The sequence below is a fragment of the Magnetovibrio sp. genome (genome assembly GCF_036568125.1).
Lineage (GTDB): Bacteria > Pseudomonadota > Alphaproteobacteria > Rhodospirillales > Magnetovibrionaceae > Magnetovibrio.
This window is the reverse complement of sequence record NZ_DATCTF010000011.1, coordinates 177,960-191,116: the sequence shown is the minus strand read 5'-3', so window position 1 is coordinate 191,116 and position 13,157 is coordinate 177,960. Positions and strand designations below refer to the sequence as shown.

The 13,157-nt window shown below is 60.9% G+C and carries 13 protein-coding genes; 7 read left to right on the top strand and 6 right to left on the bottom strand.

Features of this window, described 5'->3' with window-relative positions; all coding sequences use genetic code 11:
- The first annotated feature begins 179 nt into the window (after nt 1-179).
- Complete coding sequence (locus VIN96_RS09275) at nt 180-2,573, top strand: adenosylcobalamin-dependent ribonucleoside-diphosphate reductase (RefSeq protein WP_331895662.1); 2,394 nt, start codon at nt 180-182, stop codon at nt 2,571-2,573.
- 4 nt (nt 2,574-2,577) lie between these two features.
- Here VIN96_RS09275 and VIN96_RS09270 read toward each other — a convergent pair whose 3' ends face one another.
- The gene (locus VIN96_RS09270; protein ID WP_331895660.1) at nt 2,578-3,153 is read right to left on the bottom strand and encodes a gamma-glutamylcyclotransferase; all 576 of its coding nucleotides are present in this window, start codon (nt 3,151-3,153) and stop codon (nt 2,578-2,580) included.
- A gap of 138 nt (nt 3,154-3,291) precedes the next feature.
- Here VIN96_RS09270 and VIN96_RS09265 point away from each other — a divergent pair, with 138 nt between their 5' ends.
- Complete coding sequence (locus tag VIN96_RS09265) at nt 3,292-4,473, top strand: DUF2125 domain-containing protein (protein WP_331895658.1); 1,182 nt, start codon at nt 3,292-3,294, stop codon at nt 4,471-4,473.
- Here the strand turns inward: VIN96_RS09265 and VIN96_RS09260 are convergent.
- Genes VIN96_RS09260 through VIN96_RS09250 form a run of 3 tightly spaced genes read right to left on the bottom strand, consistent with a single transcriptional unit; the run spans nt 4,467 to nt 7,369 of the window.
- Nucleotides 4,467-5,393: a prephenate/arogenate dehydrogenase family protein gene (locus VIN96_RS09260; protein ID WP_331895656.1), complete on the bottom strand. Its 927-nt coding sequence runs from the start codon at nt 5,391-5,393 to the stop codon at nt 4,467-4,469. The genes VIN96_RS09265 and VIN96_RS09260 overlap by 7 nt on opposite strands.
- A gap of 3 nt (nt 5,394-5,396) precedes the next feature.
- Entirely contained in the window at nt 5,397-6,485 is a 1,089-nt protein-coding gene (gene hisC, locus VIN96_RS09255) for a histidinol-phosphate transaminase (protein WP_331895654.1), read from the bottom strand.
- Nucleotides 6,486-6,511: 26 nt separating this feature from the next.
- Complete coding sequence (locus VIN96_RS09250; protein WP_331895652.1) at nt 6,512-7,369, bottom strand: chorismate mutase; 858 nt, start codon at nt 7,367-7,369, stop codon at nt 6,512-6,514.
- 182 nt (nt 7,370-7,551) lie between these two features.
- Here VIN96_RS09250 and metX point away from each other — a divergent pair, with 182 nt between their 5' ends.
- Nucleotides 7,552-8,724, top strand: coding sequence for a homoserine O-acetyltransferase MetX (metX, locus tag VIN96_RS09245; RefSeq protein WP_331895651.1), 1,173 nt, complete (start codon nt 7,552-7,554; stop codon nt 8,722-8,724).
- A 2-nt stretch (nt 8,725-8,726) separates the two neighbouring features.
- Complete coding sequence (gene metW / locus VIN96_RS09240; protein WP_414675604.1) at nt 8,727-9,359, top strand: methionine biosynthesis protein MetW; 633 nt, start codon at nt 8,727-8,729, stop codon at nt 9,357-9,359.
- Here the strand turns inward: metW and VIN96_RS09235 are convergent, their stop codons facing one another.
- Both VIN96_RS09235 and VIN96_RS09230 read right to left on the bottom strand, forming a co-directional pair.
- Complete coding sequence (locus VIN96_RS09235) at nt 9,360-10,439, bottom strand: dipeptidase (protein ID WP_331895650.1); 1,080 nt, start codon at nt 10,437-10,439, stop codon at nt 9,360-9,362. It abuts the gene before it with no gap.
- 42 nt (nt 10,440-10,481) lie between these two features.
- On the bottom strand, nt 10,482-11,246 hold the full coding sequence (locus VIN96_RS09230; RefSeq protein ID WP_331895649.1) for a class I SAM-dependent methyltransferase: 765 nt from the start codon (nt 11,244-11,246) through the stop codon (nt 10,482-10,484).
- Nucleotides 11,247-11,327: 81 nt separating this feature from the next.
- Here VIN96_RS09230 and gloB point away from each other — a divergent pair, with 81 nt between their 5' ends.
- From gloB to VIN96_RS09215, 3 genes are read left to right on the top strand one after another with little or no spacing between them, the layout of a single operon-like run.
- Entirely contained in the window at nt 11,328-12,098 is a 771-nt protein-coding gene (gloB, locus tag VIN96_RS09225; protein ID WP_331895647.1) for a hydroxyacylglutathione hydrolase, read from the top strand.
- Nucleotides 12,098-12,700, top strand: a complete 603-nt coding sequence (locus tag VIN96_RS09220; protein ID WP_331895646.1) for a glutathione S-transferase N-terminal domain-containing protein — start codon at nt 12,098-12,100, stop codon at nt 12,698-12,700. Before gloB ends, VIN96_RS09220 begins: the two co-directional genes overlap by 1 nt.
- 1 nt (nt 12,701) lies before the next feature.
- Nucleotides 12,702-13,151: a cupin domain-containing protein gene (locus VIN96_RS09215; protein WP_331895645.1), complete on the top strand. Its 450-nt coding sequence runs from the start codon at nt 12,702-12,704 to the stop codon at nt 13,149-13,151.
- Nucleotides 13,152-13,157: the final 6 nt, after the last annotated feature.

The window sequence follows — 13,157 nt, the reverse complement described above, 5'->3', positions numbered from 1 at the left end:
ACATGGCGTTGACCGTAAAACGACTCAAGCGTACACTAAGGGGATGGAAGCTTTTGATTATTATTCAATATCAATAGCTTACTAAACGTAACTTTAAGAATATCAAGGCCGACACGCACGGGTCGGTCGGGTGTGCGCGCATTTGCGACATAACCCTGTAGGCAGGAGCGATGGAAACCATGGTGCCGATGACCCCGATTTCCCAACATATCTGGGATATGAAGTACCGCCTCAAAGGGACGGACGGTCGGCCTGTGGACAAGAACATCGAAGACACCTGGCGGCGTGTGGCTAAAGCGTTGGCAGCGGTGGAAAAAGACCCGCAACAATGGGAACAGCGTTTTTTCGAAATGATGAACGCATTTCAGTTCCTGCCCGCCGGGCGCATCATCGCCGGCGCGGGGGCGGAACGCAAAGTGACGCTGTTCAATTGCTTCGTCATGGGCGATATCCCCGATTCCATGAGCGGCATCTTCGACAGCCTCAAGGAAGCTGCGCTGACCATGCAGCAGGGCGGCGGCATCGGCTACGATTTCTCGACCCTGCGGCCCAAGGGCGCGCACGTCAAAAAGATCGGCGCGGACGCATCCGGTCCGTTGAGCTTCATGGACGTGTGGGACGCGATGTGCCGCACCATCATGAGCGCCGGGTCGCGGCGCGGCGCGATGATGGGCGTGATCCGCTGCGACCATCCCGACATCGAAGCGTTCATCGAAGCCAAACAAGAGCCCGGACGGCTGCGCATGTTCAATCTGTCGGTGTTGGTCACCGACCCGTTCATGGACGCGGTCAAGGCGGGCGATAGCTGGAACTTGAAATTCGATGGGGAGGTCTACAAAACCCTGCCTGCGCGTGAGCTGTGGGACAAGATCATGCGTGCGACCTACGCTTACGCGGAACCGGGCGTGATTTTCATCGACCGCATCAACCGCCTCAACAATCTCAGCTACTGCGAAACCATTCACGCCACCAATCCCTGCGGCGAACAGCCGCTGCCGCCTTACGGCGCGTGCTTGCTGGGTTCGCTCAATCTGGCGCGGATGGTGACCGATCCGTTTTCTGAGGCGGCCGCCATCGACCTCGACGCGTTGAGCGCCCAGGTCAAGACGGCGGTGCGTTTGATGGACAACGTCATCGACGTGTCGCGCTTTCCACTGGTCGAACAGGAAAATGAAGCCAAGGCCAAGCGCCGCATCGGCCTCGGCGTTACCGGCCTGGCCGACGCGCTGATCCTGTGCGGCGCGCGTTACGGCGGTGCGACCGCAGTGCGCCTGACCGAAACGTGGATGAAAGCGATCGAGCGCGCGGCCTATCTGGCATCCGCCGAACTGGCTGCGGAAAAGGGCGCGTTCCCGCTTTACGACGCGGAACAATACCTCAAAGGTGAAATGATCCAGCGTTTGGACGCCGATGTGCAAGACGCCATTCGCGCCCATGGCATCCGCAACGCGCTGATCACCTCGATCGCGCCGACCGGCACCATTTCGCTGTTCGCCGACAACGTTTCGAGCGGCTTGGAACCGGTGTTCAGCTTCAAATACACCCGCCACGTCCTGCAGCCCGACGGCAGCCGCAAGGAAGAAGAAGTTTCCGATTACGCCTATCGGCTGTATCGCAAGATGCGCGGCGAAGACGCATCGCTGACCGACGCCTTCGTCGACGCCCAGCAGCTCAGCCCACGCGACCATCTGGTGATGCAGGCGGCGGTGCAGAAGTATGTCGACAGCTCCATTTCCAAGACCATCAATTGTCCCGAGGAAATCAGCTTCGACGCTTTCAAAGACATTTACATGGAAGCCTACGATTTGGGGCTCAAAGGCTGCACCACATACCGTCCCAACGACGTCACCGGGGCGGTGTTGGAGGTCAAAGGCAAAAAGAAAAGTCCGTCCGCCAAGGAACCCGAACAGCCGTCGTTGCCGTTCGACAAGCCCTCCGCCGCGGCCAAGCCCAAGGACCAAGGCGACAGCGGTGCGATTCATCGCATGTTCGAACCGCTGGAACGCCCGGAATTTCTCAAAGGGCACACCTACAAGCTCAACTGGCCGGAAAGCGAGCACGCGCTCTACGTCACCATCAACGACTATCTCGACGATGGCCGCGAGCGTCCGTTCGAGGTGTTCATCAATTCCAAGAACATGGACCACTACGCTTGGACGGTGGCGCTGTGCCGGATGATTTCGGCGGTGTTCCGCCGTGGCGGCGACGTGTCGTTCGTGGTCGAAGAACTGAAAAACGTGTTCGATCCGCGCGGCGGCCACTGGGTCGGCGGGAAGTATGTGCCGTCGTTGTTGGCGGCTTTGGGCGAAGTGATCGAACGCCACATGATCGCCATCGGTTTCTTGAAAGGCAGCGAGCCCTTCCATGAACCACAATCCGAAGCCAAAGTGGTCAACCTCGAACCGGCGCCCGGTCACAGCTTTGACGAGCACGCCGAACTGGACCATAAGCACGGCCATGACCATACGCGCGATTCGCGTATGCGCTTTTGCCCCAAGTGCAATCAGCCTGCGCTGATCAAGCAAGAAGGCTGCGACACCTGCCTGGAATGCAGCTATTCGAAGTGCGGCTGATGGGTTAGGCGTTTTGGGCGGTCGATTGAAAGTCCCGCGCCAGCTTCAGGACCTTATGCAGTTGCGTGTCGGGAATGCCCAGCGCATCGATGTGTTCGACGGCATTGGCCAGATAGTCGATGGCCGCGCCGCGCGCGCCGACGCCTTGGGCGACCAGTCGCGCTTGCTCCTCCAAGCTTAAGGTCCCGGCGAACTGTTCGTGTTCGCGGCGCACGACAAACGTGTAGGCGGATACCATGCGGCCGTCGCTGAGCTGGGTTTCGAGAAAATGCGGGCAATAGACCTTGGTCACCTGTTCGCGTTCATCGAGATAGGCGACGGTGGCCTCGACATGCTCAGACGCGACGCGAAACGCCCGTCCACAGCACGACCCGCCCCTATCCAGTCCCATGACTAGGCCTGGGTGTTCGGATGTGCCGCGATAAATGGTCGACAAGATGCACAGGCTGCGGTGATAGCCGTGAATCAGGCCGGGCATCGCTTCCTCGTAGGGAAAGCCCGGATCCCACATCAACGAACCATAGGCGTACACCCAAAATTCATCGGGCCAAACGGAGGGGAGAGTCGTCGGGTCGCTCATGCGGGCATGCTAACTTCAACGCGGCGCAGTCACAACGATACATTTCAGCGACAGCATAAATTGTATTAGGTCTTTCTGTACGTTGGTCCCACAGTGGGTTATAGAGTATCCCACGCGTGCATGTTTCGGAGAAACCGGATGGCCAAACGACCCGATCGCGACTGGGATCACTACAATCATCCCGCGCTCACCTACCAAAAACCCAAAGAGCTGAGAAGATTTCAGACCGTGGTGGCATTTATCGCTAGTGCGGCGCTGGTGTTCGGTTTGTGGTCGTTCGTGTGGTACGCGGCGTCGGCCTGGGCCAAGGCCGAGATCACCGGCTGGGTCGATCAACAGCGCGCCCAGGGCGCTATCGTCGATTTTGCCGAGATGCAAACCGCCGGGTTCCCAACGCGCATCACCGTGACTTTGAGCGAGCCACATTATGAGGGCAGCGCTTTCGCCAACGTGATCGGATGGAAAAGCGACAGCGTGACGGTCAGCGCGCGGCCCTGGACGCCATGGAAGCTGCACCTACTCGCGTCGGGCCACCACGAACTGACGCTGGGCGACGGCGCGTTGCGTTTTAACGGGGCCGTCGAAAAACTGGTGGCCGATGTGGTGTTGGGCGATGCCTGGCCTCAAAGCCTGAATGCCGTGATGAGCGGACTGTCGATGAACGGCACCGCACCGCTGTCGGCTGAACAATTACACATTCAAATGTCCCATGATCCTGCCACGCAGGCGGGGGGTACGGGACTGAAGCTCAACGTCGTTGGTAGCAATCTCGTGCTGCCCGATGTCTTGCCCCAGCCGCTCGGCGACCACGTGCAAAGCATCGATATGATCGCCCGCGTCACCGGATCGGTGGTGCCCGGCCCGGCCAAGGTGAGCATTCCGGCCTGGCGCGACAGTGGCGGCGCGGTCGAGTTTGAACGCCTGAAGTTTCGTAGCGGCCCGCTTGGATTGGCTGCGGGTGGAACCTTGGCGTTTGACAAGAACCTCCAGCCTCAAGGCGCGTTTACGGCCAAGATCGAAGGTTTATTCCAGGTGTTGGAAATTCTCCGCGCGCGCGGCGTGATGCGTGACAGCGACGCGGTGATGACGACCATGGCCCTGTCGGCGCTGAGCAAAAAGCCTCAAGGCGGCGGGGCGCCCTTCATCAATGTTTCGGTCACCCTGCAAGATGGCGAACTCAGCCTGGGGCCGCTCAAGGTGATGAAAATGCCGACGCTGGATTGGGGCTTTCCAGGTCAAGTGGCGCCGTCGGCGCCCGTGCCTGCCGTGGAACCGCCGCCGCCGCCGCGCGATTACAAAGACGTCAAACCGATTTACTGAGCAGATTCGTCGCCCGGCTTCACATCGGGAATATGTTGTTTGGCGTCGATGATCGAACGGCGCACCGCGCGCGCGCGCGCAAAGGTGGTTTCCAACATCTCGCCGTCGCCTTTACGAATGGCGCGCTGCAAGGCGGTGAGGTCTTCGTTGAAACGGCCGAGTATTTCCAAAACCGCATCGCGGTTGGTCAAGAACACATCGCGCCACATCACCGGATCGCCCGCAGCGATGCGGGTGAAGTCGCGAAAGCCCGAAGCGGAAAACTTGATCACTTCTTCCTTGGTTTCATCTTCCATCTGATCGGCGGTGTCGACGATGGTGTAGGCGATCAAGTGGGGCAGATGCGAGGTGATGGCCAGCACCCGGTCGTGATGTTCGGGGGTCATGATTTCGACGTTGGAACCGCAGCCTTCCCACAACCGCCGGACTTTATCGACGGCCCCGGCATCGGTTTGGGGCGAGGGGGTGAGGATGGTCCAGCGCCCAGGGAACAGGGCGGCGAATCCCGCTTCGGGGCCCGAATGCTCGGTTCCCGCGATGGGGTGGCCCGGCACCAGATGAACGCCGTCGGGCAGGTGTGGGGCGATGTCGCGCACGGTGGTGGCTTTGACCGAGCCGACATCGGTGACGATGGCGCCGGGCTTCAAGCTATCGCGGATCGACTGGGCGACCGCGCCTTGTGCGCCCATCGGCGTGCAGATCACCACAAGATCCGCGCCGCGCACCGCTTCGGCGGCGTCGAGCGTATAACTGTCGCCGAGGTTCAGTTTCTCGGCCGTCGCCAACGTCGGCGCGCTGCGTGTCGAAACGGCGATATGGCGGCTCAGGCCGTGCAGGCGCATGGCCAAGGCAAGGCTGGAACCGATCAGGCCGATGCCGATCAGGGCCACGCGGTCGAAAATGGGTGCGCCGTTGGCCATCGATCAGGTTCCCGTGAATTCGCGCATGGCGGCGAGGAAGGCTTCCATCTCGTCCGCCGCGCCGATGGAAATGCGCAGGCAATCGGGCAGGTCGTAACTGGCGACCCGGCGTACGATGATGCCGCGTTCGCGCAAGAACGCGTCGGCTTTTTCCGCCGTGCTGGTTTCGCCGAAACGCGCCAGAACGAAATTGGCGACGCTGGCGGTGGTGTCGATGCCCATTTCGTGCAGGGCGGCTTCGGTCTTGGCGATCCAGGCGAGGTTGTGCTCGAAGCATTTTTCCTGGAAAGCCAGATCTTCGATCGATGCGATCGCGGCGGCTTGCCCGGCGGCGGAAACGTTGAACGGTCCGCGCACACGGTTGAGCACATCGGCGATTTCGGTGGGGAAATAGCCCCAACCCACGCGCATGCCGCCAAGCCCGAACATTTTTGAAAAGGTCCGCGTCATGACGGTGTTTTGTCCCGCGTTGACCAGTTCGACGCCGGGACTGTAATCGTTGCGGCCAACGAATTCGGCGTACGCGGCGTCGATCACCAACAACACATCGTCGGGCAGGCCCGCGCGCAACATGTTCAGTTCCGCGTGGCTCAAGTACGTGCCGGTGGGGTTGTTGGGGTTGGCGATGAACACGATGCGGGTTTTGTCCGTCACCGCGTCCAACAACGCCTCGACATCGGTGCGCAGGTTGCTTTCGGGTGCCTTGACCGGGGTTGCACCGGCCGCTTTCGCGGCAATCGGATAGATCAAAAAACCGTGCTCGGTATACAGCACCTCGTCGCCCGGACCGGCGTAGCTGTAGGTCAGCAGGCTCAACAACTCGTCCGAACCCGCGCCGCACACGATCCGTTCCGCATCCAGGCCGAACCGCCTGGCGATGGCTTCGCGCAATTTAATGGCCCCGCCGTCGGGGTAGCGGTGCATGGTCTTGGCGGCGTCTTCCATGGCTGCGATGGCCTTGGGCGAAGGCCCGAACGCGCCTTCGTTCGACGACAGTTTGATGATGCGTTCAACACCGGATAATTTGGATTCACCCCCGACATAGGGGCTGATGTCCAAGATGCCGGGACGCGGCGCAATGGCCGGGCTCATTTCAAGATCCTCATGACGTAATGTCCTTAAGCCAGCTCGTCATCCGCGACAGGGACGGCGTAGCCACCGATGGTGACGGCGAATTGCACCGCGCCGTCGAATGCGTTTTTGAATTGTTCGATGCGCGGATCGTCGGAGGCGACGAAATCGTCCAACTCGATCAAGATCTGCCACACGCTGGGGCGATGGTCGTCGTGGCATTCGGTGGAAAACACCATGCCCAGACCGACGTCGCGCAAGGCGGCGTTGATTTGGCTGGGGGCCAGTTGCTCGGCGCTTTCGATCACCAAATAGGTGCGGTCGCGTCCGGTGGGTTCTTGGGGCACCGGGGAAACGACCAACGCTTCCTGGTCGCGCGGGCGGGCGTTGGAACCGCTGACGAAGGGAAGGCGGGCGATCACCCGCGGCACGTGCTCACCCTCGAACGCCATGCGTCGCCACCACGGGTCCTGTTCGGCGCGTTCGGGCATCGGCACGATGCCGACGGTGACCTCCTGCTTTTGCACCGCTTCGATGATGCGCCGGGTCGATGGGAACGGCGTCATCGGCGTGTAGCTGCCGTACTGGTCGCGGGCCAGATCCCAGAAACTGTTGCCTTCGTCGTCCATGAACACGCCCGCCGAAAACGGCCCTTCGAGGCTCAGCGTCGCGACGATCAGTTCGCGCCAAATGCGAAACAGTTCGCGTTTGGGGAATTTGCCATCGTGCTGGGCGAACAGGCGGTAAATGATCTCGGCCTCGCGGGCGGGGCGAATCTTGACCCGTTCGTCCTTCTTGTACAGGCGTACTTCCTCGACGATTTTGGTCCGCTGTTTGAGCAGATCGTGAATCTGATCGTCGATGGCGTCGATTTCGCGCCGGAGGTCTGTTAAGTCACGCGCCATGAGGGGTCCTAAAAGGGTATGATTCGCTTATGATGAAGGTCGCTAACAACTCAATGTCTCTTCAATATCTCTGGGGCGGAAATTAAAGAGTAATCCTAGAGAAATCAAAGAAAACATTGACACTTCCAAGACGCAACCATAGCAATGAGGCTTATGCAATCCAAGAAGGACGATCCGCGAGTATGAGTGCTGACGAGGCCGCCGTAAATGCTGAGTGGACCCTGCCCGGACACCGCGTGTGTCTGGCGCAGGATGAACCCCTGCGCCTGGACAGCGGGGTGGAGCTGCACGACGTACATGTAGCCTATCAAACCTGGGGGCAGCTGAACGCGGAAAAATCCAACGCCATCTTGGTGTGCCATGCGCTGACCGGCGATCAATACGCCGTTGAAAATCACCCGGTGACCGGAAAATCCGGATGGTGGCAACAGGTCATCGGGCCGGGGAAGGTGATCGACACCGACCGATATTTTGTCATTTGTTCCAATATCTTGGGTGGATGCATGGGAACCACGGGGCCCAGCGACATCAATCCCGACACGGGCAAGGAATGGGCACTGGATTTCCCGGTGATCACCATCGGCGACATGGTGCGCACGCAAAAGCTGCTGATCGATCATTTGGGCATCGAAAGCCTGTTTGCCGTGGTCGGCGGATCGATGGGCGGCATGCAGGTTCTGGAATGGGCCTGTCAATATCCCGAAAACGTCTTCGCCGCGGTGCCCATCGCCACGGCGGCGCGTCATTCGGCGCAAAACATCGCGTTCAACGAAGTTGGGCGCCAATCGATTATGTCCGACCCGGATTGGTGCGGCGGCGATTATCACGCCCAAGGCAAGCGTCCGCACCGCGGCTTGGCGGTGGCGCGCATGGCTGCGCACATCACCTATCTGTCGGAAACCGCGCTGACGCGCAAATTCGGCCGCAATCTGCAAGATCGCGACGCGGTCACGTACGGGTTCGACGCGGATTTCCAGGTGGAAAGCTATCTGCGCCATCAAGGCAGCACCTTTGTCGACCGCTTCGACGCCAACGCATACCTCTACATCACCCGTGCAATGGACTATTTTGACGTCGCCCAACGCCACGATGGGCATCTGGCGCACGCGTTCAAGAACACCCCGGTGCGCTTTTTGGTGATGTCGTTCACCTCCGACTGGCTGTATCCGACCCGCGAAAATCGCGACATCGTTCATGCGCTCAACGCCGGGGCGGCCAACGTCAGCTTCGTCGAGATAGAATCGGACAAGGGCCACGACGCGTTCTTGCTCGACGAACCGGAATTTCACAAGGTGTTTGAGGGCTTTCTCGAAGGCTGCGCGGAGCATCGCGGTTTGAAAAGGAAAGAGCCGTGATGATGACCCCCGCCGACCTTGAAAACAATCCCAAGGGCATCCGCGTCGATCTGCAATTGATCGCCGACATGATCGAGCCGGGCACCCGTGTGCTCGACGCGGGGTGCGGCAACGGCATGCTGCTGGATTACCTGTGGCGGTTCAAGCAAGTCGACGCGCGCGGCATCGAAATCAGCACCCAGGGTGTGCAGGCGTGCGTGTCATCGGGATTGTCGGTGGTGCAAGGCGACGTCGAAACCGACCTCAAGGATTATCCCGACGGGGCTTTCGACTATGTGATCCTCAGCCAAACCCTGCAAGCCATGCACGAGCCGCGCGAAGTTCTCGAACAGATGATGCGCATCGGCAAACGCGCCATCGTGTCGCTTCCCAACTTCGGCTATTGGCGATTGCGGCTCTATATGATGTTCAAGGGGCGCATGCCGGTGAGCGAAAACCTGCCCTACGAATGGTACAACACCCCCAACATCCACTTTTGCACCATTCGCGATTTCGTCGCGTTGACCCAAGAGATGAACCTGACCATCGAACGCAGCTTGTTCTTGGACGAAGAAGGCTCGTCCAAAACCATCGGCAATTCGGTCGCCGTCGCCAACTGGTTCGGCGAACAGGGTGTGTTCTTGCTCCGAAAATGATCAGCCGGTTTCGGCGACGTTCATGACTTTGCTGAACAGGCGCACGAAGTTGCCGCCGATGATCTTGGCGATTTCTTCCTCGCCGAGGTCGCGCCGGAACAGTTCGTCGATGAACAACGCCATCGCGCCATAGCCCTTGAAGGGGCTTTTCGCACCGTCCATGTCGGTGCCCAGCGCCACATAGTCGATGCCTACATGTTCGATCAAATGCATCATTTCATCGGCGAACGCGCCCAGGTTCTTGTGACCGTCTACATCGCCCAGCGGCCGCAGGCCGATGACCCCGCCGGTGGCTTTCACCGCCAGGGTGGTTGCGAGGTGCACGCCGCGACCGTGCATGTAATGGCCTTCGAAACCGGTGTGCGACAGCATCACCGGGGCGCGGCTGGTTGCGGCCACGGCCTCGACGCCCTCGCGGGTCATGTGGGTCACATCGACGATCAGGCCGAGACGGTTTTGTTCGCGCACCACCGCATGGCCAAAATCGCTCAAGGCCGGGCCATTCGGGGCTTGGGTGCGCACCGTGCCCAGCGCGTTGGGGGTGAAGTGCACCAGTTGGATGGAATGCACGCCCAAGGCATGGACGGCGGCCACGCGCTCCAACCGTCCTGCGAGGAAATCGCCGCCTTCCAACGCGATCAGCGCGCCGGGCCGTCCGATTTGCTTGGCGCGCAAAATGTCGGCAGGTTTTTTCAAAACCGACATGTCGGCGAGGTGTAGGGCATTGCGCAAGGTGGTGAGGTGTTGAACGGTGAAATCGTACAGCTCACCGGGTTCGGGCGGACGCACGGGCTGTGGCAATCCGCCCCGCGTGCCAAGAATCGGCGCGTCGGTGGGAATGGCGAAGCCGAACGCGGTGATCTTGGCCAGGGCCAGATCGCGCAGCCGGGGCAAAGGATCGCCGCCGTCGTAAAGTTTGCCCGGATGGGCATGCAGATCGACCACCACGTGGCGCGCGATCATATCGAGCGCGCGTTCGAGGTTTTGCGGTTCCGTGCGCGCCAGGGCGGCCCAAGGGGCGAGCGCGGTCGCGGCGGCCGTGAAACAGAACGTGCGGCGGGTGAGGACATGAGAGGCCATGCCCTCACTCTAGCGCGCAGCACATGAACCGAGGGTGAACGTTTAGCCGCGGTTGGTGCCGCGTCCGGGCGGGGCGAGGGCGAAGGCGCGCCGCGTCTCGCGTTTGGCGGTCAGTTGTCCGGCGTAGATTTCCTTGGCCGCTTCGACCATCACCACCCCGCCGAATGCCGGAAACAGTCGCCGCCCGATCTGTTCCCACGCCGGCGCGGCGCCGAGCAGCAGGCGCGAATGGCTGGGCGGCATGTACAGCCCGACCTGCGAGCGGATCGGCGTGAACATGTTGTCGCGCAAAAGCCGCGACAATTGCGACGGCGAGTAAGGCTGGCCGTGAGCGAAGGGGCTGCGTTCCAAGCGCGCCCAGATGCCGCGGCGATTGGGCGCGACCACGATCAGCCGCCCGCTGTCGGACAGCACCCGCCACACCTCGCGCAGCATGTGACGCAGTTGTTCGGACGATTCCACCGCATGAACCATCAAGATGCGGTCCATGGACAGGTCCGCGAACGGCAGTTCGCTTTCATTGACCAGCGCGGTCAGGCCCGGTTCGTTGGGCGGCCAGTGCAACACCCCCTGGCGGGCGGGCATGGCGGCGACGGTACGCGCGGCTTCGGGACGGAACAGGCCCAGATAAGGCGTGGTGTAGCCAATGCCCAACACGTCCAAACCCGCCACATCCGGCCACATCTGGCGCAGATTTTGGCGGATCACGCTACGCGCCACCCGACCGGTGGTCGTGGCGTAAAATTCTCGAAGATCGACGGCATCCATCCACATGGGCGGCAGTTTAGGGCCTAAAGGCGTGGGCAAAAAGTGAAATCACGGATGCGAAGACGTTTCAGGGATGATACCTTCAGCGCAACGACAGAACAGAATGAGGCGCACCATCCCATGAGCGGTCTCGATATCCGGCAGGTGCCGGTCCTGAACGACAACTATGTCTATCTGATCCACGATGTGCAGAGCGGGAAAACCGCTTGCGTGGATCCCGCAGTCGCAGGACCGGTGATCGACGCGGCGAATAAGCTCGGCTGGACGATTTCTCACATCTTGGTAACTCACCCCCATTACGATCACACCGACGGTATCCCGGAAATCGTCGAGGCCTTCGGGTCGGTGGTTTACGGCAACCGTCACGATTTCGGCCAAATCCCCAAGTGCGATCACGGCGTGCTGGACGGCGATCTGATTGAATTGGGCGGAACCACGGCCCGGGTGATGGAAGTGCCGGGCCACACCAAAAACCATCTGGCGTATAGTTTCGATGCGGAGAACGCGGTGTTCGTCGGCGATACGTTGTTTTCGCTCGGTTGCGGGCGGCTGTTCGGCGGGTCCGCCACGCAGATGTGGAACAGCCTGAAAAAGCTGCGCGACCTGCCCACCCAGACGCAGGTTTATTGCGCCCACGAATACACCAACGCCAACGCCGACTTCGCGTTGAGCATCGACCCCGATAACGCCGATCTGCAGGCCCGCGCCGACGAGGTTATTCGTCTGCGCGAACAGGGCCGGTCGACAGTGCCGAGCACTTTGGAGCAAGAGGTACGCACCAATCCGTTTTTGCGTTGCGACATCCCGGCCTTCAAAACCATGCTGGGCATGGCCGATCGCGAGGCCGAAGAAGTGTTCGCCGAAATCCGTTCACGAAAGGACCGTTTTTGATGAAGCTGTATACGTCGCTGACCTCGCCGTTCGGGCGCAAGTGCCGCATGGTCGCGCATGTCGCGGGCATCGCAAACCGGGTCGAGGTCACCGAAATCGATTACAAGGCCGAGGCCTATCGCAAGCTCAATCCGCTCGGCAAGGTTCCGGCGTTGGCGCGGGACGACGACACGGTGTTGATCGATTCGCCGTTGATTTCCGCTTACCTCGCCAGCCTCGGCGACGAAGCGGCGGTGTATCCAGAAAACCCCGAAGCCCGCTGGCAGGCCTTGTGTCTGGAAGCGTTGGCCGACGGTATCACCGATGCGGGCATCTTGATCTTCATGGAAAACAAGCGCCGCGAAGAGCATCGATCGCAAGGCTGGATCGACGCTCAGGCGAGCAAGATCAATCACGGCCTCGACGCCATCGACGCGGTGGCGGGGGAATTCGGCGACAGCACCCAGATCGGTATCTTGGCGGTGGCGGCGGCGGTCGGCTGGCTGGAATTTCGCAGCGTCGTACCTGACATCCGCACAAACCGCCCACACCTGTCGGCATGGCTGGATCGGGTCGCCACCGAGGACTTTATGACCGCCACCGCGCCGCCGCCGGATGCGTGATATGGACGGCGCGTTTCACGGTCTGACGGCGGATGAGGTGATCGAGATCTTGGATCTCGCTCCCCATCCCGAAGGCGGTCACTTCAAGGAAATCCATCGCCATGATCCCGGCGATGGAACACGCGGCGCGGTGACCTCCATTTACTTCCTGCTCAAGGCCGGGGAAAGCTCGCACTGGCACCGGGTCTTGGACGCGGAAGAAATCTGGTGCTGGCACGCGGGCGCGGCGTTGGAGTTGCAGATTCACCCTGCGGGCGGTTCGCGCCGAACCCACATTCTCGGCCTCGATCTGCGTGCCGGGCAGCGACCCCAAGCGGTGGTGCCGATCAACGGCTGGCAGGCCGCCCGCGCTTTGGGCGATTGGACCTTGGTCGGCTGCCAAGTCGCCCCGGCGTTTGAGTTTTCCAGTTTCGAATTGGCCCCGCCGGGGTTCGATCCGGGGCAGATCTGATTAAGT